The sequence below is a fragment of the Microbacterium sp. genome (assembly GCF_051860965.1).
GTDB lineage: Bacteria > Actinomycetota > Actinomycetes > Actinomycetales > Microbacteriaceae > Microbacterium.
Genome location: NZ_JBIMKU010000001.1, coordinates 441,262 through 462,139, shown reverse-complemented (window position 1 = coordinate 462,139; position 20,878 = coordinate 441,262). Strand labels below are relative to the sequence as shown.

The 20,878-nt window shown below is 64.7% G+C and carries 23 protein-coding genes; 12 read left to right on the top strand and 11 right to left on the bottom strand.

Features of this window, described 5'->3' with window-relative positions; translation table 11 throughout:
• Positions 1–22 precede the first annotated feature (22 nt).
• The 5 genes from ACTIFV_RS02135 to ACTIFV_RS02115 are packed head-to-tail and all read right to left on the bottom strand — an operon-like array spanning position 23 to position 3,752.
• Complete coding sequence (locus ACTIFV_RS02135; protein ID WP_138173435.1) at positions 23–1,246, bottom strand: NAD(P)/FAD-dependent oxidoreductase; 1,224 nt, start codon at positions 1,244–1,246, stop codon at positions 23–25.
• 1 nt (position 1,247) lies between these two features.
• Entirely contained in the window at positions 1,248–1,442 is a 195-nt protein-coding gene (locus ACTIFV_RS02130; RefSeq protein WP_005050734.1) for a ferredoxin, read from the bottom strand.
• A 14-nt stretch (positions 1,443–1,456) separates the two neighbouring features.
• The gene (locus tag ACTIFV_RS02125) at positions 1,457–1,771 is read right to left on the bottom strand and encodes a hypothetical protein (protein ID WP_138173433.1); all 315 of its coding nucleotides are present in this window, start codon (positions 1,769–1,771) and stop codon (positions 1,457–1,459) included.
• On the bottom strand, positions 1,768–2,361 hold the full coding sequence (locus tag ACTIFV_RS02120; RefSeq protein WP_138173431.1) for a 3-phenylpropionate/cinnamic acid dioxygenase subunit beta: 594 nt from the start codon (positions 2,359–2,361) through the stop codon (positions 1,768–1,770). The genes ACTIFV_RS02125 and ACTIFV_RS02120 overlap by 4 nt, the downstream gene beginning before the upstream one ends.
• A complete protein-coding gene (locus ACTIFV_RS02115; RefSeq protein WP_439591143.1) occupies positions 2,358–3,752 on the bottom strand; it encodes a Rieske 2Fe-2S domain-containing protein in 1,395 nt (464 codons plus the stop codon). The genes ACTIFV_RS02120 and ACTIFV_RS02115 overlap by 4 nt, the downstream gene beginning before the upstream one ends.
• A 145-nt stretch (positions 3,753–3,897) precedes the next feature.
• Here ACTIFV_RS02115 and ACTIFV_RS02110 point away from each other — a divergent pair, with 145 nt between their 5' ends.
• Positions 3,898–4,626 carry a class II aldolase/adducin family protein gene (locus ACTIFV_RS02110; RefSeq protein ID WP_138173429.1) on the top strand — a complete coding sequence of 243 codons (729 nt, stop codon included), beginning with the start codon at positions 3,898–3,900 and terminating at the stop codon, positions 4,624–4,626.
• Between the two features lie 51 nt (positions 4,627–4,677).
• On the opposite strand, the gene ACTIFV_RS02105 is transcribed toward ACTIFV_RS02110, so the two are convergent.
• The 3 genes from ACTIFV_RS02105 to ACTIFV_RS02095 form a co-directional block, all read right to left on the bottom strand.
• Positions 4,678–5,592, bottom strand: coding sequence for an alpha/beta hydrolase (locus ACTIFV_RS02105; RefSeq protein WP_171024213.1), 915 nt, complete (start codon positions 5,590–5,592; stop codon positions 4,678–4,680).
• The gene (locus ACTIFV_RS02100) at positions 5,589–6,302 is read right to left on the bottom strand and encodes an alpha/beta fold hydrolase (protein WP_005050723.1); all 714 of its coding nucleotides are present in this window, start codon (positions 6,300–6,302) and stop codon (positions 5,589–5,591) included. The genes ACTIFV_RS02105 and ACTIFV_RS02100 overlap by 4 nt, the downstream gene beginning before the upstream one ends.
• A gap of 420 nt (positions 6,303–6,722) precedes the next feature.
• A complete protein-coding gene (locus tag ACTIFV_RS02095; protein ID WP_212743478.1) occupies positions 6,723–6,875 on the bottom strand; it encodes a LysE family transporter in 153 nt (50 codons plus the stop codon).
• A gap of 506 nt (positions 6,876–7,381) precedes the next feature.
• Here ACTIFV_RS02095 and ACTIFV_RS02090 point away from each other — a divergent pair.
• The gene (locus ACTIFV_RS02090; protein WP_439591142.1) at positions 7,382–9,052 is read left to right on the top strand and encodes an RNA-binding domain-containing protein; all 1,671 of its coding nucleotides are present in this window, start codon (positions 7,382–7,384) and stop codon (positions 9,050–9,052) included.
• A gap of 25 nt (positions 9,053–9,077) precedes the next feature.
• On the opposite strand, the gene ACTIFV_RS02085 is transcribed toward ACTIFV_RS02090, so the two are convergent.
• Positions 9,078–9,461 carry an SRPBCC family protein gene (locus tag ACTIFV_RS02085; RefSeq protein WP_439591387.1) on the bottom strand — a complete coding sequence of 128 codons (384 nt, stop codon included), beginning with the start codon at positions 9,459–9,461 and terminating at the stop codon, positions 9,078–9,080.
• Between the two features lie 146 nt (positions 9,462–9,607).
• On the opposite strand from ACTIFV_RS02085, the gene ACTIFV_RS02080 reads away from it, so the two are divergent.
• Together ACTIFV_RS02080 and ACTIFV_RS02075 are read left to right on the top strand one after the other, a co-directional pair.
• Positions 9,608–9,832, top strand: a complete 225-nt coding sequence (locus ACTIFV_RS02080; RefSeq protein WP_439591141.1) for a hypothetical protein — start codon at positions 9,608–9,610, stop codon at positions 9,830–9,832.
• Positions 9,811–9,969, top strand: a complete 159-nt coding sequence (locus ACTIFV_RS02075) for a hypothetical protein (protein WP_439591140.1) — start codon at positions 9,811–9,813, stop codon at positions 9,967–9,969. Before ACTIFV_RS02080 ends, ACTIFV_RS02075 begins: the two co-directional genes overlap by 22 nt.
• A gap of 107 nt (positions 9,970–10,076) precedes the next feature.
• Here the strand turns inward: ACTIFV_RS02075 and eno are convergent, their stop codons facing one another.
• Together eno and ACTIFV_RS02065 are read right to left on the bottom strand one after the other, a co-directional pair.
• Complete coding sequence (eno, locus tag ACTIFV_RS02070) at positions 10,077–11,354, bottom strand: phosphopyruvate hydratase (RefSeq protein WP_439591139.1); 1,278 nt, start codon at positions 11,352–11,354, stop codon at positions 10,077–10,079.
• A 17-nt stretch (positions 11,355–11,371) separates the two neighbouring features.
• Positions 11,372–12,310 carry a phosphotransferase family protein gene (locus ACTIFV_RS02065; protein WP_439591138.1) on the bottom strand — a complete coding sequence of 313 codons (939 nt, stop codon included), beginning with the start codon at positions 12,308–12,310 and terminating at the stop codon, positions 11,372–11,374.
• A gap of 117 nt (positions 12,311–12,427) precedes the next feature.
• Between ACTIFV_RS02065 and ACTIFV_RS02060 the strand changes: the two genes are divergently transcribed.
• Genes ACTIFV_RS02060 through ACTIFV_RS02025 form a run of 8 tightly spaced genes read left to right on the top strand, consistent with a single transcriptional unit; the run spans position 12,428 to position 20,877 of the window.
• Positions 12,428–13,240, top strand: a complete 813-nt coding sequence (locus tag ACTIFV_RS02060; RefSeq protein ID WP_439591137.1) for a DeoR/GlpR family DNA-binding transcription regulator — start codon at positions 12,428–12,430, stop codon at positions 13,238–13,240.
• A 41-nt stretch (positions 13,241–13,281) separates the two neighbouring features.
• Complete coding sequence (locus tag ACTIFV_RS02055) at positions 13,282–14,670, top strand: ABC transporter substrate-binding protein (protein ID WP_439591136.1); 1,389 nt, start codon at positions 13,282–13,284, stop codon at positions 14,668–14,670.
• Positions 14,671–14,673: 3 nt separating this feature from the next.
• Positions 14,674–15,645, top strand: a complete 972-nt coding sequence (locus tag ACTIFV_RS02050; protein WP_439591135.1) for a carbohydrate ABC transporter permease — start codon at positions 14,674–14,676, stop codon at positions 15,643–15,645.
• Positions 15,642–16,511 (top strand): carbohydrate ABC transporter permease, encoded by an 870-nt coding sequence (locus ACTIFV_RS02045; protein ID WP_439591134.1) that lies wholly within the window; start codon positions 15,642–15,644, stop codon positions 16,509–16,511. Before ACTIFV_RS02050 ends, ACTIFV_RS02045 begins: the two co-directional genes overlap by 4 nt.
• Positions 16,512–16,549: 38 nt before the next feature.
• Positions 16,550–17,344 carry a class I fructose-bisphosphate aldolase gene (locus ACTIFV_RS02040; RefSeq protein ID WP_439591133.1) on the top strand — a complete coding sequence of 265 codons (795 nt, stop codon included), beginning with the start codon at positions 16,550–16,552 and terminating at the stop codon, positions 17,342–17,344.
• Between the two features lie 41 nt (positions 17,345–17,385).
• On the top strand, positions 17,386–18,384 hold the full coding sequence (locus tag ACTIFV_RS02035; protein ID WP_439591132.1) for an NAD(P)-dependent oxidoreductase: 999 nt from the start codon (positions 17,386–17,388) through the stop codon (positions 18,382–18,384).
• A complete protein-coding gene (locus tag ACTIFV_RS02030) occupies positions 18,368–19,855 on the top strand; it encodes an FGGY-family carbohydrate kinase (protein ID WP_439591131.1) in 1,488 nt (495 codons plus the stop codon). Before ACTIFV_RS02035 ends, ACTIFV_RS02030 begins: the two co-directional genes overlap by 17 nt.
• The gene (locus tag ACTIFV_RS02025; protein WP_439591130.1) at positions 19,852–20,877 is read left to right on the top strand and encodes an alcohol dehydrogenase catalytic domain-containing protein; all 1,026 of its coding nucleotides are present in this window, start codon (positions 19,852–19,854) and stop codon (positions 20,875–20,877) included. The genes ACTIFV_RS02030 and ACTIFV_RS02025 overlap by 4 nt, the downstream gene beginning before the upstream one ends.
• The last annotated feature ends 1 nt before the right edge of the window (position 20,878 follow it).

The window sequence follows — 20,878 nt, the reverse complement described above, 5'->3', positions numbered from 1 at the left end:
CTTGTGGTCACGGGGACCATCCTCAGACCGCGGGCGTGACCGACCGCGCGCCGTCGCCGGTCAGGCGCGCCGCGACCTCGGCTCGATCGGTTCTCGTAGCCACCGCTCGCCGCGTGCTAACGAGCGCCCGCGGCCAGTTGACGACGAGCGCGCCGGTCAGTGAGTCGTCACTCTCCGAGTAAAGTACGGCGAAGCGCTGGTCCTCCTCGGACCCGATGATGACGATGTCGTCGGCGCCGGTGCGCCCGACCACCTGGATCTTCCAGTCGTACTGGTCGCTCCAGACATACTCGGTCGTGTCGTAGTCCTCGCAATCATCAGGGTGGACGATGTTGTGTGCGACGACGCGAGCCTGATCAACGGCATTGGTCCAATGTTCGAGGCGCAGCGAGACGTTGCGCGACGCACTCGCCCAACGTGCGATATCGCCGACGGCAAAGATCTCAGGATGCCCGATGGCCCGCAGCCCAGAGTCGCAGGTCACCCCGTTGTCGAGTTCGATGCCGGAACCCTCGAGCCACTCTGTGTTGACCACAGCTCCGATACCGACGAGAGCTGCATCGGCCTCGATGATCTCGCCGCCATCGAGCACCACGCGCACCCCGTCTGCCGTCTGTTCGACGCCTTCGACTGTCCTTCCGAAGTACTCCTCGACGCCCTCCTGGGCATACTTGCGGCTGAAGATCTGGCCGACTTCGGCATTGAGCACCCGCGACATCGGCGCCGGGAACGGGTCAACCATGCTGACCCGTACGCCCGCCGTGATCGCGGTTGCGGCAGCCTCCCCCCCGATGAAGCCTGCGCCGATGACCACAAGGTGCCGCGCTGTGGCCAGCTCATCCCGCAAGCGCTCGGCATCGCCGCTGGTACGCAGCAAGTGAATATGCTCACCTTCACCCCACGGAGAGCGACGGGCGCGTGACCCGGTGGCGATCACGAGTGTGTCGTATGAGACGGCTGTACCGTCCTCGAGCGTCACAACCTGGCCTTCGAGGTTGAGGGATGCCGCGGGCGTGCCGAAGATTGAGATGGCTCCGATCCCCCGCGTCTCGTGCTCGGAGAGAAGCTCGATCTCGTGTCGCGCCGTCTCACCGGTGAGGTACTTCTTCGAGAGCGGAGGTTTGTCGTAGGTGGGATGGCGTTCCTGGTCAATCAGGACGATCTCGCCCTCGAATCCCTCGCTTCGAAGGGCTTGGGCGGTCTTGAGCCCACCAACAGAGGCGCCGACGATGACGACCCGCGACACGTCAGTCCTCCACAACCAAGGCGGAGACGGGGCAGCTGCGCGCCGCCTCCTCTACTCGCTTGCGGTCACTGTCGGGCAGGTCCTCGCGCAGAACGATCACTAGGGCGTCGTCATCTAGGTCGAAGTAGTCGCCCGCGGCGACAACGCAATTGGCGTAGCCCTGGCAGGCGCTGCGGTCGGCGATGATCCGTGCCATCGGTCTCTCCTTTTCTACTGCGGTCGCATTTCGGGAAACATCGGCTGGTCAGGCCGCGCGATCATCTCGGAGAACGTCTGCGTGGTCTGCCAGGTCAGGGCCTCGAGTTCCATGGGGTCGATCGCGATCCACTGGCCAGTTTTCGGGGCGTCGATCAGTAGCCTCGTGCCGTTGTGAGTTTCCACGCGGCGCACTTCGATCTCCGAAAACTCGTTGGCGATGACGAGCGGCTCTCCGACGGTGCGGGCGACAAGACGCTCGCGCTCCGCCGCCGCAGCCGCCGCGGCATCACGATCGACGTCGGCACCCTCCCAGTCGAGGCCGCTCACAGGAAGATCGCCAGGTTCTGGGTGCGGAGCACCGACTCGTCCACCATGATCACCCGACGTGCCAACTGCAGGTCGTCACCGACGCGACGCAATACGTCCTCGCGGTGAGCGGAGATGATTGACGGCTCGTTGACGTCTCCCCGGCTGCGGAACAGCAGGACGGCGGAGTCGACGATGAGCTCGTCCTCGACCGAGGACAGGAACACACGCACGTTCGTCACGTAGTGACGCAGGCGTGAGGGAGGGTCCTCCGTCCAAGCGTGTTCAGTCAGGAATCGCGCGACCCGGCGGCTGAGCGAGTACTTATTCTCGTCCCAGTGCGACATCCCCCTCGCCGTCGTGAAGGAAGACCCGAGAGCCGTCGTCTGACGCACCGGCATGATGTAGTGAATATCCTCTGTAAGCGTCTCAAGCCAGTGCTCGTACCGTTGCTCGTCGAGGGTGTAAGCCTCTTCAATCAACCAACGATGCGCCTCGAGATGCAGTTCGTCGGAGAACAGTAGGGACCGCCCGACTCGATCGGCGCGCGTGGCGTGGGCGCCGAGAGGCGATTGCCCGGAAATCTGGACACCGGTCTCGGTGTTCATCATGCGGGTGCCTCCCCGTTGTTGGTGATGCCTGTACCGATGCTCGCGACCTGCACCTCGACTTCGTCATCGGTGTCGAGGTAGTCGGCCCAACGATCGAGCAGATGACGCTGGTTGTACTCGCCGTAACCAACGTGCGCGACGCCTGGACCGGCGAACTGTTCAGGCGTCAGCGCAGCGACGACCGGAGTGTCGTCTTTGAGAGTCCCCATCCGACTGTTGAGCAGGAGCCGTCGAGCCATCGAACCCTTGGCAGTCGTGGTCAGCGAGACCCAGTTCTCGACATCGTCCTGCTCGAACATTCCCGTGCTACCGAAGCACATAAGGTAGGCCTTGTACGAGAGCTCCTTGAACTCCTCCGGCGCCTCGGCATCGACCGCGAACCAGGAGTAGACCTCCGTCTCGTTCTCGCTAATGGGCTGCCACGAACGGATCGAGATGAAGGGCAGCACGTCGTCCCCGTCCTCCACCTTCGGCCAGTTGTGCACGAAACTCATGTTCGGGAAGAGCGATGCCGCTGAGATCATAAACCCGTCACGGCCAATCACATCGAGCTGCTCAGGCGACCATTGCTCCTTCATCCGCTCGATCATCGCGTCGGGATATCCGACGTAGCGCAGCCGCTCCTCGAGGCTGCCCGGCGGGAGCTTGTAGGTCGTGCCGCCGCCGTTGCCGGCCCAGTACGTGTTGCCGTCCTTGCGCTTCTCCGCCTTCGGCTCACGGAACAACCCGATCTCGACGACCGAGGTGTGGGTCTGGGGCGTGTGATACATGTCGCCGGCGAAGTTCTCGGCGCCGATCTTCCAGTTCGCGTTGACGCGCCACCGCTGCGGGCCACGCAGCTCGATGCCCTTGGCGCTCTGCCCGGTGTAGTAGTCGAGGTAGAACGCGAAGTCGCCGATGTATTCCCGCAGGGTCGGCGCGTTCGGGTCCATGCTGATGAAGATCAGACCGTTGTATGTGTCCAGGTTCGGCGCCGGGAGCAGTCGTGCACCCTTCTTGTTGAACCCTGCCTCACCCCCGTAGGCCTCCTCGTGGAACGGGAGGCCCATAATCCGGCCGTCGTTGCGGTATGACCACCCGTGGTAGGGGCAACGGAAGTGGGAGGCGTTGCCGACCTCGGCGCGGCATACCTGCATCCCGCGGTGCAGGCACATGTTGAAGTGCGCCCGAATCTCACCACTCTCGTCGCGCACGACGATAAACGAGTCGTCGAGCACATGCCGCACCACGTAGTCACCGGGCTGAGGGATCTCGGATTCATGTCCGACGAAAATCCACGCGCGGCTGAAGAGCTTGCTCTTCTCCTGCTCGAAGATCTCCTCGTCGTTATAGATGTGCGCCGGGATCATGCCGCGCCGCACGTCCTCGATGATCGTCGTCTTGCTCGCCATTGGGCCGCTGCTTCCTGATGTCAGAGTCCTATTCCGCGCCTTGAAGATGATGTCGGTCGAGACCGGTTTTCTTTAAGACAGAATCTGATTCTGCTAGATTTTCCAGGAATTCGCAATCGGAGATCACGCCTCGAAGGAGAAGTGGATGATGAACGACTACGTCGACGAACGCATGCTCGTCGCCAATGCTTGCCGCGTGCTCGCGGTCCGGGGGCTCGTGGACGACATCCTCGGGCACGTCAGCCTGCGGGTCGACGACGACACCGTCCTCATCCGAGCCCGCGGACCGCAGGAGCGAGGGCTGCGTTTCACCACCGCCGACGACATCCTCGCCGTGCCCCTCGAGGGATCGTTCGAGCTCGCCGGCGGGTACCGGGCGCCGAACGAGCTGTCTCTGCATCTTGAGCTGCTGCGCCGCAATCCTGCGGCCCGATCCGTCGTCCACGCGCATCCGCCGGCTGTCGTCGCGTTCTCGCTAACCGGACGGACACTGCTACCGATTGTCGGTGCCTTCAACATCCCCGCTATGCGGATGGCGCGCGACGGCATCCCCGCGCACCCCTCGTCTGCGCTGATCCGCAACCACGCACGCGCGACGGCCATGGCGGACGATTTCGGCACGCGGCCGGTCGGCATCCTGCGCGGTCACGGCCTCACGGCCGTCGGCGAGAGCGTCCCGCAGGCCGTCATCCGCGCGATCAATGTCGACAGCCTCGCTCGCGTGCACCTCGCCGTTCTGCAGGCAGGGGCCGAGCCTATACCGATCGATGACAACGACCTCGCCGACCTGCCCGACCTGGGTGACGCATTCAACGACGGGCATCTCTGGCGATTCCTGCTGCAGGAACTTGCTGAGCAACGGCTCCTGCTGTAGTCAGGCCATCACAGATGTCCGGAGCCCGGGTCGCGATCAACTGCACCATCCTCACCGCCGCGGGCGTACATTTGGACCGAGCCACTCCGTCACCAGGTTGAGCACCGCATCGCTGTTCGACTCCTGCATCAGCATGTGGCCGTTGCCAGCCACGTTCGCTGCCGTCAACGCGACGAACCTGACATCGCCGCCCCGCTCGGCGAGCCAGTCTGCAGTCGCGCGGTCCGACTCGATCGGATGATCGGTGTCGTGGGTACCGACCATCACGAGGGTCGGTAGGCCGTCCAACTCCCTGTCGCCGATGTGGACCTGCGCACCGCGGACGTTCTGCCGCTCGAGGAGGAGCCCGGCTGGGATTGGCACCAGCTGTGAACGGAGCTCGTCCAGGTGACCGGGTGGGAACTGCTCGCTCGCACCGACCAGCTTCGCCTCGATGAACTCTGGTCCGGGATGCCACCAGCCGCGACGGGGAAGCCTCCAGGTGAGCGGGCGTCCCTGGACGACGATGTGATCGGCGTCCTCTTCCAGCACGGCGGGCTCGGGCTGGATATCCCCGGGGGGAGCGGGCGCCAGCGCGACTAGGGCGATCAGTGAATCCCGATGGTGGAAAGCGACCCGATAGCCGAAAGCGGCGGACATGGAGTGGACCACGAGGACAACCGGGCCGCCGAGCGCAGCGATTAGCTCCACGATCGCGCCGGCGACCGCCGCCCCATCCAGCGGCGTGTCGGGGTCCCATGCGCCGCCAGCCGACAACCCAGGCCACGTCATCACGACCGCGCGGTATCCGGCCTCGGCGAGACGGGGCGCCCACCCGGGTCGCCCGCCGATCGCTCGACTCCAGCCATCGGGGCCCACCCCCCCGCCGTGAACGAGCAGCACCGTCGCACGGGCGGGGCCGCCGGGCAGCCATTCGGCGTAAGCGACGGTCCCAGCGGAAGTCGCGAAAGAGCGAAACGTCGTCACGACATGACGGAGACGATGGCTGCTGCCAGTTCCACAGGGCGCGTCAACATTGCCTGGTGGCTCCCCGGCGAGCTCGCGGTCGTGGGGTTCGTGAGCCGGTCTGCTGATGCGCGGTACAACTCCTGCGGCACAGCCCGATCCTCTTGCAGGAAGATGTAGCCGCTCGGCACGTCACCGGTGCCGGCCGTCCGAAGACGGATCGGCTCGTCGAGCCAACCGCCAGGCGACGGCACCAGACGAGGCTCGACCTGCGCGTGAAGCTCCTCCGATCCGTCCTGCAAGAAAGCCGTCATGAATAGCTGCGGCGGGATCGGCACGCTCTGGTCGGGCGAGGACGCGGCTGTGCCACGGGCGAAATTCGCCAACTCGGCGGGGAGGATCGCATTGATCGACTCGCCGTCGGCGAGTACCCACGCGTCGATGAAGATCGCCTGCTCCACCTGCTCCGGCATCGCCTCAGCTACGAGTTGGATGAGCGGGCCGCCGCCACTGTGGCCGACTACGACGAACCGGTCCCACCCCTTGTCGGCGATCCGGCCGATGAGATTGTCCGCCATGGTCGAGAGCGTGACACCTGCACGGTCGTCGTTGTCACCGTGACCCTGCAAGGTTGGGGCCCATACCTCGTGGCCTGCCTTCGTGAGCTCAGCGACAACGCCGTCCCACGCCCAACCACCCTGCCAACCTCCATGAACCAAGACGATGCGCATTCTGGAACTCCTTTGTTCACCGACGGCGGGTTCCGTCGGATGGAATCCCACTCTACCTAGCAGAATCTGTGCAGAACAACAGTCCTGTTCAATCCCTTCAGAAAGGGTCATTCGTACTCGTCGAGCTTCCGGAGGACGGTCTATCTGAGCGGCGTCTCACGGAGGTCCTGCAGCATGATCGCCCGGTTCAGGGGCGAGATGCATTGCGGGACCTCTCTGGCCAGCGTGACCGCCACTGCGCCGAGCGGGGTGCCGGATCCATGTGAGTCGCGTCGACACGAATCCGGAGATTGTGCCGGCGCCCAGCACGATGAGGGAGTTGACGATCATCCTGACGATGATCTGAACTCCGCCGAGAACGAATCCCTGAGCGGTCGTGTTTCCCTGCCCGTGATCTATGAACTGCGGGATGATCGCGAGTTACATGACAGCGGCCTTGGGGTTGAGCAGGTTGGTGACGAGCCCCATCCGGAACAGCTTCGACCGGGAGTCGCGCGCGTGGGATTGTGTCTCGAATAGCCCGTTGCCGCCGGGGCGCAGGGTTGCGGACGCCAGCCACGCGAGATAGAGCACTCCAGCGGCTGTCCCGGTCCAGCTCACCTTGACAGGGCTCTCAGGGGTGAGTGCTCGACCGGACGATCCCCCGCGGACTCGCCATGGAGCCACGGCCAAGGAATGCGGAGATCGAGGACGCCGGTCGCGCTGAGCAACACCGGGATGAGGAGAAGAGTGAGCCGCCCCGTCGGCGATCGCCCTCGCCTCTGAACGGCGCGGCTGCTCACTCGTTAACACACTCTAGGTCGATCTGCCTGCCGCAAGCGGGCATCTGAGTTGAGTCGGACCAACTGTAGGAAAATGCCATTTCGCGTGGAATCCTGGCCCTGAAACCGTTGCCAACTACCGTGGAATCGCGAGGGGTTCATGCCATCTCGAGCGGGAACCCACAGTAGTAGCGGCAGGGGTGACGCTCTGGATCTGGGCAGGTATTCACGGATCACCTTGTATGCATACTTATGAGCAGAAATGATGCCCAGCGTGGTTTCTCATAACTCTGCCAAAAGTATGCATATGCTGGAGACGTGAATTCTGACGAGGCAAAGGCGTTGATCTCAGGACGTGAAACGCTCACCGTCGAGTTCAAACGAGCACGCCGCAGTGACCTCAGCGACGAGGACATCGTAGAGGCAGCCGTATGTCTAGCGAACGCCGAAGGAGGCACCCTGCTCCTGGGCGTCGCTGATGACGGCCGGATTGAGGGACTCCACCCAAGGCATGGTTCGACGACTGAACCTCACCTGCTTCGAGCCATGGTCACGAACCGGACGGAGCCACCCCTAGAAGTCGATGTCGAGCTCGTGGACGTCGAAGACACCACGATTGCTGTGGTGTCCGTGCCACGATCTGCCTTTCCCGTCGGTACGAGTGGCGGCAAGTACCTGCGTCGAACACTCCAACCGAATGGTGAACCGCAGTGCAAACCACTCATGCTGCACGCCATGCTCGCGCAAGGTTTGGCCGCACAGGGCAGTGACTACGCAGCTGTCGTCGCGAGGGGTGTGGACGTCGACGACCTCGACGCGCTGGAGTTCGAGCGATTCCGGCGACTGTGCGCATCTGGCAAGGGCGATCGCGCTCTCGCCGACGCATCGGCGGAGGAGATCTTGCGCGCTCTCCGCCTCGTTCGACCCGACGATTCGACACAGCCAACGCTGGGAGCGGTACTCCTTTTCGGTAGTGAGCGGACAATCGCGCGCAGCGTCCCGACTCACGAGGTCATGTTTCAGGAGCTGCGCGACGGCGAGGTCGTTTTTTCGGAGACGATGCGCGGGCCCCTCGTCGCGACGGCCGAGCGATTGAGCGACCTCCTTCATGCTCGGAACAGCGAGCAAGAACTCATGCTCGGCATTCACCGCGTCGGGGTACCTAGAATTCCGGACGAAGTCATCCGTGAATCCGTCGCAAACGCACTGACTCACCGCGACTACGCAGCTCGAGGGCCAATCACTGTGCAGTTGGATGAACAGCAGTTGCGCGTTACGAGCCCAGGAGGACTTCCCCACGGGGTGACCCTCGGGAACCTCTTGGACACCTCCGTGCCGCGCAGTCCCATACTTGTCGATGCCTTCAAGCGGGCGGGAATCGTGGATCGCGCTGGACGGGGGATTCGCGAGATGTATGCGTTCCTTCTCCGTGCAGGGCGCGGTGAGCCTGACTACTCGCAGACCACCGCCGACCACGTAGTGGTGCGTGTACCAACTGCCGACTCCGACCTCGAGCTCGTGCGGTTCCTTGTGGAATTCGAGGACCAGAACCATGTGATCTTCTCACTCACTGCGTTGCGCATTCTGCATGACCTCAAAGAGGCGGGTCCCCAAAGCCCGAGTGAACTCGCTGAGGCCCTCGGTTCGACAGCTTCGCTACTCCGCGGCGAACTGACGCGGCTCGCAGGACTCGGCGTCGTCGAGGTCACCGGAAGCGGCCGGAGTCGTCAGTATGGGCTGACTGCCAACTTCTACCGGCTCGCGGCGTCCGATGCCTACACGCGTCTCAAGGCGATGGACCCGCTGCAACAGGAGCAGCTTGTCCTGCGTTACGTGAGCGAGTTCGGGAGTATCACCAGGGCTAAGGCTGCCAGCCTCTGTCACCTCACCCCCGTCCAAGCCAGTCACCTGCTCCAGAAGATGCGCGACCGGGGTGTGCTTGAACTGCACGGCGAGAAGCGCGGCGCGCGGTACCTGCTGCCTGCATAGCTTCAGTGGCGGACCTGCCGACATTTCATGGTCGGCAGGTTCGTTCTCGTTGTGCGCGTTCGACGTGGGCAACAGCTCGCAGGATCGGAAATCGATCCGGACATCTGCCCGCGGAATCTGTCGACAGTACGCTCGCGGTATGCCCCGCACCTACCGGACCGGACGTGCTCAACGTCGACATGCGGGACGGTGGATCGAACTGCGTGACTCGCCAGTGGAAGTCGCTCTCACGGCCCATCGCTCGAAGGCGGGAGTGGATGGTGCTGCCGACGGCGACCGGCTCGGCGGGCGTGAGCTTCTCGAAGACGACGGACGAGTCCCACTGCGGCCGGTTGCGCCCGTCGATGAGGAAGTCGAAGACCTCGGCGCGCGGTCGTTCGATCGTGACTGTCTCGCTGACGGTGAACATCGAACTCCTCGCGGATGGGTGCGCCTGCCCCACCCTCACACGTGGACCGACGGTCGTGGGCCGGAACATCCTCAGTACGGCAGATCGATCCGCGCTGCGGATCGCGTCCACGGTGGGGATCAGGCGATAGGAAGGCTGCTCCGTGCATGAGCACGATCGAAGACTGGCGCCCTCTGATCGTCGAGATGGTGAGGGCGAAGGACGACCTGGCGGCGTGGGATCCTCGCGGCATCTTCCCGAATCATCTACCCGCGGTCGCAGCGACCGACGACGAGATCCGATCCATCGAGGAGCTGCTCGGCGTCGCGCTCGACTCGGAGCAACGCGGGAGCAGGCCGACGTGTTCGCCATGCCGATCGTCGACGGTGTGATCGGCCGGCAGGTCCACTGGCTCGCTGAGGGCGAAGTCATCGACACCTTCGACGACTTCGGTGAGTACGTCGCGAGCATGATCGCCTACACGAAGCGCCGGACGAGCAAGCTGCGCGCACAGTCCGAGCAGCCCTAGCCGCTTAGGCGGCACCCTTAGCATCCGGCCCCCCACGGGTCATTCCTGCGCTCCGCGGACATGACTACGGGCGATTTCGGGCAGTGCGGCCCCTGCGTGATGGCGCCCTATCGCACGGCGAGCGCTGATCGACCGGCGTAGTGCGTCGTCTCGGTTGCCTCGATCTCGAGGAGTCGATTCCACTTGCTGGTGCGCTCTGACCGCATCGTGGATCCCACCTTGATCTGTCCCGCCCGCCATCCGACTGAGAGGTCCGAAAGCCAATGATCCTCGGTGTCGCCGGAGCGGGCGCTGACCACAGTGGCGTAGTCGGACTGCTGAGACAACACCACCGCGTCTACAGTTCGGGTGACGAGACCCGCCTGGTTCGGCTTGATCAGCACGGAGTTCGCGACGCTTGCGTCGACTCCTCGGCGGATGCGGATACTGTTCGTGGCGAAGAGGTCATCACCGAGAAGTTGGATGTCTCCGAGTCGTTCGGAGGCACGTCTCCACGCATCCCAGTCGTCGTCGCCCAGCGGATCCTCGATCGACACGATGGGGTACGTTCTGGTCCACTCGACGAGCCTGCTGATCCACTCGTCCGACGACAGAGAGACATCCTCGGAGCGGAGCCGGATCCGATTCTCGTCGACGAGCTGGGATGCCGCGATGTCCACCGCGATCGCGACGTCGTCCGCGACGGCCAGGCCTGTCCGTTCGATGCCGCGTGTCACGAGCGCGAGCGCGGCCTCATTGGACTCGAGCCGTGCTCCCAGTCCCCCTTCGTCCGCCACGAGAGCTGCCCAGCCGCCTTGTTCGGTGAGAAGCTCTGCTGTCGCCGCGCGCACACGCGCGACCCACTCGATGCCCTCCGTGAAGCTGTGAGAGCCGACGGGGACCACCAGGATGTCCTGGATGTCGATCGCGCGACCCGCATGCGCGCCGCCCGAGACGATGTTCACCATGGGGAGCGGGATCAGTGGCGTCTGGTCAGGGCTGAGGAGCTTCCAGAGGGGCTGGCGGGTGGCGTCAGCATGCGCGGTGAGCGTGGCGAGGGAGGCGCCGAGTGCAGCGTTTCCACCGATGCTCGAAAGGGCCGAATCGCTATCGAGAGCCCCGATCGCTGCATCGACGGCCCGCTGATCCCGGGCATCCATGCCGACGATCGCCTCGGCGATGGGGCCGCGCAACGAGGCAACGGCGCGACGTGTGCCGAACCCCGCGTATCGGTCATCATAGTCGCGGAGTTCGACCGCCTCGAAGTCTCCCGTGGAGGCGCCGGAGGGTGTGATGACACGGCCTGTTCCACCGCCGTGAAGCGTGATCCGGCAGCCGATGGTCGGGCGTCCCCGCGAGTCGAGTGCCTCCCAGGCGTCGAGGGCGGTGATCGTGGTCTTCGGCATGCGCGGGTCCTTTGTGGCTATCTGATTTCGAGCGGATGGGTCGGCGTGTACTCGTCGGGCCGGTTCAGAAGCGCCGCGCCGATGGTCTCCGCCTCACTCCGTTGCGATTGGCTGAGGTAGCCGACCTGCGAACGACCGTTGACGCGGGCAAGCATCAGGCATCCGATCTGCTGAGACAGGTAACTGCTGTCGATCGCGAGGCCGGAGCCCGCATACCCGTCGAGGAAGTTGCTCGCGGCCGCGTCGAAGAGGAGTTGCACTTCCGCGCTGGCGCGGATGCGCTTGAGTGCGAGGTGGGAAAGGAAGAACGCCAGGTCGAAGGTGGGGTCGCCGCGATGCCCCACTTCGTCGTCGATGATCCAGAACCGGCGGTCTCGACTGGTGGGCGGCGCGACGAGGATGTTCTTGGGTGAGAAGTCGCCGTGGACCAGGCACTCCCGGGACGCCGTGATGCGACGGGCGACGGCCTCCACCTGCTCGGCATACTGTGGGAGCCGCTCGGCGATGGTGAGGTGGAACGGTCGGATCCGGAGCTCGAAGAATAGTGCGGCACCGTCGTCAGGAGGGAGTTCCCAGACGCTGCCCTTCGTCGCTGTGTGCATGGAGCCCAGTGCGCTCCCGACGGTTTTGGTGAGCGACGCATCGACTCGACCGTCGAGGAGCTCTTGCTTCCAGTCGCCCCAGTCCCTGGGCGCGTGCTCCATCGTGAGGGTGAGCGTCCGCTCGTCGACGTCGAGGACCGCGGGGGATTGGGTCGGGACGATCTCGCCGAGGATGCGCAGCACGCGGGCCTCATTGAGGATCCGTTCGCGCGGGGCTCGCCAGTCATCTTCGACCGCGAGCTTCTCGAGTGACTGCTTGACGACGAAACGCTGCTCCCCGTCGAATGCCGAGTACACCGCGCCGCTCACACCCCCGGTCAACTGCTCGACGCTCCAGGCGTCGTCGGTGGCCACCGACAGCGATCTTTCGCGCAGGTACGCGGGCACGGAGCTCGCTGCAAGCATCTTCGACATGCGGGTCCAATCGGAGGTGTATCGCAACCATAACCAATCAATAATCGAAATGTCGAGTTGCGATCGCTTGCGATATGCGTCAGTATGACCAAAGCGGAAGGAACGAAGATGTATCTGGAAGAACGACGACGGGTCCTCCTCGACCGTGTGAGGCAGCTCGGCCGCGTTGACGTGGCAACGGCCGCAGCGGAACTGGATGTCACCACCGAGACGGTGCGAAAAGACCTCGTACATCTGGAACGGCAGGGGTTCGTCACCCGTACACACGGCGGTGCCATCGCTGTCCAGCGCCTCGGGTTCGAGCCCGTGAACGAGGTACGCGAATCGGTCATGACCGACGAGAAGCTGCGGATCGCAAAGGCGGCCGTTGCAGAGCTGCCCGACGAGGGGGCGATCCTCATCGACGCGGGCACGACGACCGCGCTGATGCCACGCTTCATGCCCACGGATGTCAGCCTGCGCGTCGTCACCAACTCGCTACACATCATGAACGCCCTCGCCGCGTTTCCGAACATCACCCTCATGCATCTCGGCGGAGTGTTCCGACCGGTCAGTCAGAGCACGGTCGGTCCGTGGGCGGTATCCGCGCTCGAAGAGCTGCGGATTGACCTCGCCTTCATCGGGGCGAACGGCTTCAGCGTGGATCACGGGTTGACCACGTCCGACCAGTCCGAGGCGGAATGCAAGCGAGCAATGGTGAACGCCTCACGCCGCTCGATCGCTCTGATCGATCACTCCAAGATCGGTGCGGAGTACTTCCATCGGTTCGCGACCCTTGCCGACATCGACGGCATCATCACGGACACCGGACTCGACGCCGACCTCCTTGAAGACCTGCAGCAGTCCGTCGACCACGTCGTGGTCGCCTGACTCGACACCCTCACCCGAACCACCATCAAGAAGGGCAATCAATGACCAAGTCACATCCCGCAGTGTCGCGGCGCTGGCGCAGCGGCGCAGTCATCGGAGGCATCGCTGCTTCCGCGCTGGCGATCAGCGGTTGCACGGCGAGCACGTCCGCGCCGGACAACAGCGATGGCGTCACCACGATCACAGTGGCCACCGCGGCCGTCCCGCAGTTCGACGACATCCGAGAGCTCACGGACGAGTTCGAGAAGGCGAACCCCGACGTCAAGGTGGAGTATGTCAATCTCCCCGAAGACCAGCTGCGCGATCAGCTCACACAGGGTGTCGCGACCGGCTCCAGCCCGTTCGACGTCGTCAGCATCGGTCCGCTCGAGGTGCCGCTCTGGGCACAGAACAAGTGGCTGGCACCCCTCGACACGTATCTTCAGGACGACCCCGACTTCGACGTGAGCGACATCGTGCCGGCGGTGCTCAGCGGTCTCACGCTGGACGACCAGCTGTACGGGGTCCCGATCAGCGCGGAGTCCTCGATGTTAATGTATCGCAAGGACCTCTTCGACGCCGCCGGCTTGCAGATGCCGTCCAACCCCACCTGGGACGACGTCACTCAGCTCGCAGAGCAGATCCAGGATCCATCGCAGAACCTCGCAGGCATCTGCCTTCGCGGCGACGCGTCCTGGGGTGCCGCGATGGCGGCGCTCAACCCGATGATCAATGCCTATGGCGGTGTCTGGTACGACGAGGATTGGACGCCACAGCTGTCCAGCCCTGAGGCGATCGCCGCGATCGACAAGTACCTCGAGCTGCAGCGCAACTACGGCGTGCCCGGCTCTTCCACGAACGGATTCCCGGAGTGCCTGACCGCGTTCACTCAGGGCAATGCGGCCATGTGGTTCGACGCCACCTCAGCCGGTTCATCGGTGGAGAGCCCGGACACCAGCTCGGTGGTCGGTAAGGTCGGGTACGCGCCGGCGCCGGTGGAGAAGTGGGACGGCAACGGCTGGCTCTGGTCGTGGAACCTCGCTGTGACCGCGACCTCGAAGAAGCAGGACGCGGCGTGGAAGTACCTGGCATTCTTCGGCTCGAAGGACTACGTCAAGCTCGTCGGCGAGCAGCTCGGGTGGGAGCGCGCGCCGTCCGCGACGCGCGAGTCCACGTACGAGATCCCTGAGTACATGGCTGCCGCCCCGTTCGCGCAGACCTCGCTCGACATGGTCGATCTGGCCGACCCCACGTCGCACCCGAGTGAGACACCCTACGACGGGATCCTGTTCCTGCTCTTGCCGTCGTATCAGGACTTCGGCACGCAGGTGGCCAAGGAGGTGTCGGCGGCGATCACCAGCGGCGCGTCCGGCGCCGACGTCGCCGCGGCCGCAGATGCCATCCTCGAGCGATTCGCGGACGACAACCGCACGTGGGCCAGCGGAGAGTAGATCATGACGCAGCCCTCAGCTACTGAGGCGCGGGAGCACCCGGCGCAGGCGGCGACGCCTGCGCCGGGTGACAACCCGAATCACACCAAGAAGCAGTCCTGGTGGGCGCGCGCCGCCTATGCATTCCCGCTGTACCCAATGATGATCGTCGTCGTGCTGGTCAGCCAGCTGCCGTTCCTTCTGACGATCTGGTACAGCCTTACGGACTGGAACCTCGCCACTAGCCGGAGCGGCCCGCAGTTCGTCGGGCTGGAGAATTACACCACCATCTTCACCGAGCCCGAGTTCCTGCAGGCGGCCGGCAACACCGTCGTCATGACCGTAGGCGGCGTCCTCGCGTCCTTCGTCATGGGGCTCCTACTGGCGCTCCTGGTCAACCGGGAGTTCCGCGGGCGCGGGGTCGTCCGCACACTGCTCATCATCCCGTTCCTAGTCCTTCCCGCCGCCACGGCCCTGCTGTGGAAGAACACCATGCTCGGCACCACCTACGGGATCGTGAACTGGGTTCTCGGCCTCGTCGGCATCGCACCCGTGGACTGGCTCGGCCAGTACCCCATGCTGTCGGTGATCATCGTCCTCACCTGGCAGTGGTCGCCGTTCTTCATGCTGATCCTTCTCGCCGGGCTGCAGTCAGAGGACCCCAGCACTATCGAGGCGGCGAAGGTCGATGGAGCCGGGGCGGTCGCCCGGTTTCGTGAGCTGACGTGGCGTCATCTTCGCCCGTATAGCGAGCTCAGCATCGTCCTCGGGACGATCTACATCCTGCAGACCTTCGACGTCGTCTACCTCGCCGCCCCCGGATCCGCGACGACGAACATCCCGTACTACCTCTATCAGCGCGCGTTCCGTGGGCTCGAGATCGGCCAAGCGTCGGCAATGGCCGTCGTCGTTCTGATCGTGACGCTGATCATCGCCTCGGTCGGACTGCGTGTCGCGTCCAACCTGCTGAAGACCACCGAAGGGCGGGCATCGTGAGTACGCGCACCGCTACCGAGCGGATCGTCGTCGCGAGGTCGCGTCGTCGTCGCCGCGGCAGTCGATTCGGCTGGATTCTCACCACACTCACGTGGGTGATCGCTCTACTGATCGTGTTCCCATTCGTGTGGATGGTCATCACGGCGTTCAAATCCGAAGTCGATGCGGTCACCTATCCGCCGAAGCTGTTCTTCGAACCCACGCTGGACCAGTTCCGGATCGCGTTCGAGAACAACTTCCTTCCGTTCCTGCAGAACTCCATCACGGCGAGCGTTGTCTCCGTGATCATCGTCATCATGCTGGCGCTTCCGGCCGCCTATTCGCTGTCCATCCGACCGATCCGCAGGTGGAAGGACGTGCTCTTCTTCCTGCTGTCGACTCGCATGCTGCCGATCGCGGGCGCCATCATCCCCATCTATCTGATCGCTGTGCAGCTCGGACTGGTCGACCAGATCATCATCCTGATCATCATGTACACCGCGATGAACCTGCCCCTCGCGGTCTGGTTGATCCGCTCGTTCATGGTGGAGATCCCGAAGGAAGTCCTCGAAGCGGCACGCGTGGATGGAGCCAGCTTCTTCCAGGAGCTCTACCGCATCGTGCTGCCGATGGTCGCCCCCGGGCTGGCAGCCACCGCCCTGTTGTGTTTCATCTTCTCGTGGAACGAGTTCTTCCTCGCCAGAAGCCTGACGTCGGTGCAGGCACAGACCGTGCCCCTATACCTGGTCGGCTTCATCAGCACTCAGGGACTCTTCCTCGCCAAACTATCCGCGGCGTCGCTCCTTGCCACTCTTCCCGTCGTCCTCGCCGGCCTTCTCGCCCAGAAGCAGCTCGTTCGAGGTCTCTCACTCGGGGCCATCAAGTAAGACCTCCCGTCCGGGAATCGAAAGGAAACGTAACCACCATGGAAACTTCGGAGTTCCGGCTCGGCCGCCTGTTCGCGAAAGACACCGGCCGGACGATGATCGTCGCGTTCGACCGGGGCCTGGGAGCCAGCGCCAAGGGAGGGGGGGAATCCGCTGCCGCCGTCGTCCAGTCCGTCGTCGACTCCGGCGCGGACGGCATTCTGCTGTCGCCCGGCCTGCTCAACCGCAGCCGCGCTCAGCTCGCTCATCGCAACGCGCCTGCGGTCCTGGTGCGCACCGACTTCATCTTCCTCGGCGCACTCCAGCCCGAGGGAACTGCCGGCTCCGGAGAGGAGTATCGCCGACTCATCGATGCGCGTGAGGCGGCCGCGCTCGGTGCGGACGGCATCGTGATGTTCCTCATCCTCGGCAACCCCGACGACGCGGTGACGGCAGACAACTGCCGAGCCGTCGCCCGGGCAGCCCGCGAAGCGCACGAGGTGGGTCTTCCCCTCATCGTGGAGACGGTGCTGTGGGGGTCGCTCGTGAAGGATCAGGCCGACGCCGAAGCCCTGATCTACGTCAACCGGCTGGCCGCTGAACTCGGCGCCGATGCGGTCAAGACCCAGTACACAGGCGATGTGGAATCCATGAGGGCGGTCATCGGCAACACTCCCGTCCCGCTCCTGCTGCTCGGCGGTCCGAAGACCGACGACATCGATTCGCTTCGCTCCAGCACCACCGATGCGCTCAGCTCCGGGGCCCGCGGCCTCGTCTACGGTCGCAACGTCTGGCAGGCAGCCGACCCGGCTGCCACCGCCCGTACCTTCCACGATCTCGTCCACAGCGCATGACCTCGACGCGCCCCAAGATCGTCATCATCGGTGACGCGTACGTGCCCGCCGAGTCCATCAGCGGCGCTGTTCGCGAGCGCATCGGCGAAGATGCCGCGGACATCATCGCGGCGGACTGGAACATTACCGGTGGCGGACCGGCGATTCACGCGCTTCAGCACCAGATCGAACTCCACGGGCCGGACGCGGTCGACGTTCCCGCGGACCTCCTCGACCTGGCCGAAACCGCGGACATCCTCATCGTGCACTTCTTCCCCGTTCACAACCGCGTCCTCGTCGAGAGCCAGCGTCTTCGTGCCGTGGTCGTCGCGCGCGCGGGTACCGAAAACGTCGACGCGACGGCCGCAGCGGAGAACAATGTCGCGGTGCGCAACATCGCCGGACGGAACGCCCCCGCTGTCGCGGAGATCACCCTCGGGCTGATCCTCGCCGAGATGCGCAACATCGCTCGCGCTGACCGCAGCATCGCCGCCGGCGGGTGGCGCAAGGACTACCATTCCCGGGCCGCCGAACTCGGCGGCCGCACAGTCGGACTGATCGGCTACGGTCAGGTCGGGCGTCGATTCGTGAAGCTGCTCTCGGGCTTCGACGTTCGGGTCATCGCATCCGATCCGTACGCCGATCCTGCCCTGCTGCTCGCGGACGGCGTCAAACCGGTGGGCTTCGACGACGTGTTCGAGCGCGCGGATGTTATCGCGGTGTTCGCCCGCCTCACCGAAGAGAATGCGCGCTTCATCGGACGCGATCAGTTCGCGAGGATGAAGCCCAGCGCCTACTTCGTCAACACGGCCCGCAGTCGTCTGGTGGACTACGACGCGCTGCTGACCGCGCTCGAGCAAGATCAGATCGCCGGCGCGGCGCTCGACGTCTTCGACGAGGAGCCCCTGCCCCCGGACAGTCGGTGGCGTCAGCTGGACAACACCACGCTCACCGCGCACTTTGCGGGAGACACCCCCGAATCCTTCGACCGATCCGGCGGACTGGTCGCCGAAGTCGTCGATGGACTCCTCATGGATGAAAGCCATGCTGCTCGGAATTGACAGCGGTCAGACCGCCCTGAAGGTCGTCGTCTTCGATGACGACGGTCAAGAGGTGGTCACCACACGGCGACCCACACAGACCATCCAATCCCGGCCGCACCATGTCGAACGCGACGCCGATGGAGTCGTCCAGCAGCTGCTGGATGCCATCGCGGAGGCCGTCGCCGTGATTCCCGGCGGCGGCGCCGAGATCACCGGGATCGGGATCGCAGCGCACGGCGACGGCATGTACTTCGTCGGGCGCGACGGCACAGCGTCCCGAAACGCGATCCTCGCCTTGGACACCCGGGCCGAACCCATCCTCGATCGATGGAGATCGGACGGCACTCTGGCGCAGACACGCCGTCTGACGGGTCAAGAGCCGTTCGCGGCCTCATCGGCACCACTATTGGCATGGCTCGCGGAGAACGAGCGCACGACGCTTGATGACACCCGGTGGCTGCTCTACTGCAAGGACTGGCTCCGGTATTCGCTGACCGGTGAGATCGCCACGGACTTCGTCGAGGCGAACTCCTGCGTGGGCACGCTCGACGGAACCATATACTCCGCCGCCGCTCTCACGGCCTACGGTCTCGGGAGATTCGAGCAGATGCTACCGGTCCCGAGACCCGCGAGTGAGATCGCCGGCGGGATCCTGCCGGCGATCGCGGACCGCACCGGACTCAAGGCCGGCACACCGGTCGCCATCGGGACCCACGACGTCGTCGCAGCCGCCCTCGGTGCGGGTGCGACCGACGTCGGCGACTATTCCATCCTGGCGGGCACGTACAGCGTCAACCAGTACATCGCTCCGCGCCGCGTAGTCAATCCGCATTGGCAGTCCCGACCATGGATCGACGGACGCAGTTGGGTGAACATGGCCGCGTCGCCGGCTTCGGCGACGAACTTCGAGTGGTTCCTCCGCAATCTGATGGTCGACACCCCCGACGCCATCGCGGCGGCGAACGACGAAGTCGCCGCTCTTGCGCCCGATGCCGATCTACCGATCTACCACCCATTCCTCTACGGCAGCCCCTTCGGCGCGACTGCCAGCGGATCATTCCTCGGTCTCCGCGGGTGGCATACCCGCGCGCACCTGGTGAGAGCCGTCTGGGAGGGCGTGGTCCATAACCATCGTACTCACATGGACTGGCTGCTCGAAAGCGCAAGCCCCCGTCTTGTCGCGAGTCTGGCCGGCGGAGCAGCACGCAGCAGCCTCTGGGCGCAGATGTTCGCCGACGGGTTGAACACACGCATCCAGGTGGCGCACGCCGCTGAGCCTGGTGCGCTCGGTGCGGCGATGCTCGCCGGGATAGGGACCGGTCGATTCGCCGACGCCCGCGACGCCAGCAACGCGTGGTCCCGAATCGACCGACACTTCACCCCCGAGACAGGCGCCGTCGCGCGCTGGGACGCGAACCACGTCCGATACACAGCCACCCTCGAACTCGCTCGCCCGATTTGGCAGCTGCTGGAGGAGGGACACTCATGACCGACACGATGAACGCTGTCGTGTACACCGCACTCAACACGTTCGAGGTGACGCGGGTTCCGATTCCGACACCCGGACCCGGGGAGTTCCTCGTGAGGGTCGAAGCGGCGGGGCTCTGTCATACCGACCTCGATATCCTCGCCGGAGCGTACGCGGCCGACTTCCCTAGGATCCCCGGCCACGAGTTCGCAGGGACCATCGTCGACGCCGATCACGACTACCGCGGCCACATCGGGGCCCGCGTCGCGATTGACCCGCTCATCGCCTGTCATCACTGCCGGAACTGCACCCGCGGGTACCCGAACCTTTGCACACGAGGCGAAGCATACGGCGCCGAACGCGACGGTGGTTTCTCTGAGTACGCAGTCGTGAACGCTCAGAACGCGCACAGGATCGGCTCCCTCTGCATGCCCGTAGCCGCGCTCGCGGAGCCGTTCGCGTGTGCGGTGAATGCCCTCGAACGCGCGCGACTCGCGCCCGGGCTCAGGGCGGCGATCATCGGGGCAGGGCCGATGGGGATGATCTTGTCGATCGCACTTCGGGGATGGGACGTCCACGACGTGACTTTCGCGGATCGCATCCCCGAACGCCTTGAACGCGCTCGCACCTTCGGCGCGACTGCCACCGCGGTGGTCGAAGGGTCCGTCACCGAGGTCCTGCCCGCCCGGGAGTTCGACCTCGTCATCGACGCCACCGGTCGCCCCGCGGTCGTTCAGGACGCCGTCAGCCTCCTGGCCGACGGGGGAACGCTCATACCGTTCGGCGTCTGCCCACCGGGCAGCCAGCTCACACTGGATCCATTCGAGATCTATCGCAGGCAACTGAGGATCATCGGGTCCTTCAGCCTCAGTCGCGGCATTCCAGAAGCCGTCCGCATCCTGCAGCGCAGCGGTTTCCCCCTGGCGGAACTGATCACCACTCGCTTCGCGCTCACTGACGGCGCCGCAGCTCTCGCCGCCATTGGCGGCGCCGACACCGTCAAGATCCAGTTCGACCCCACCATCGACTCCGCTCCACAATGAA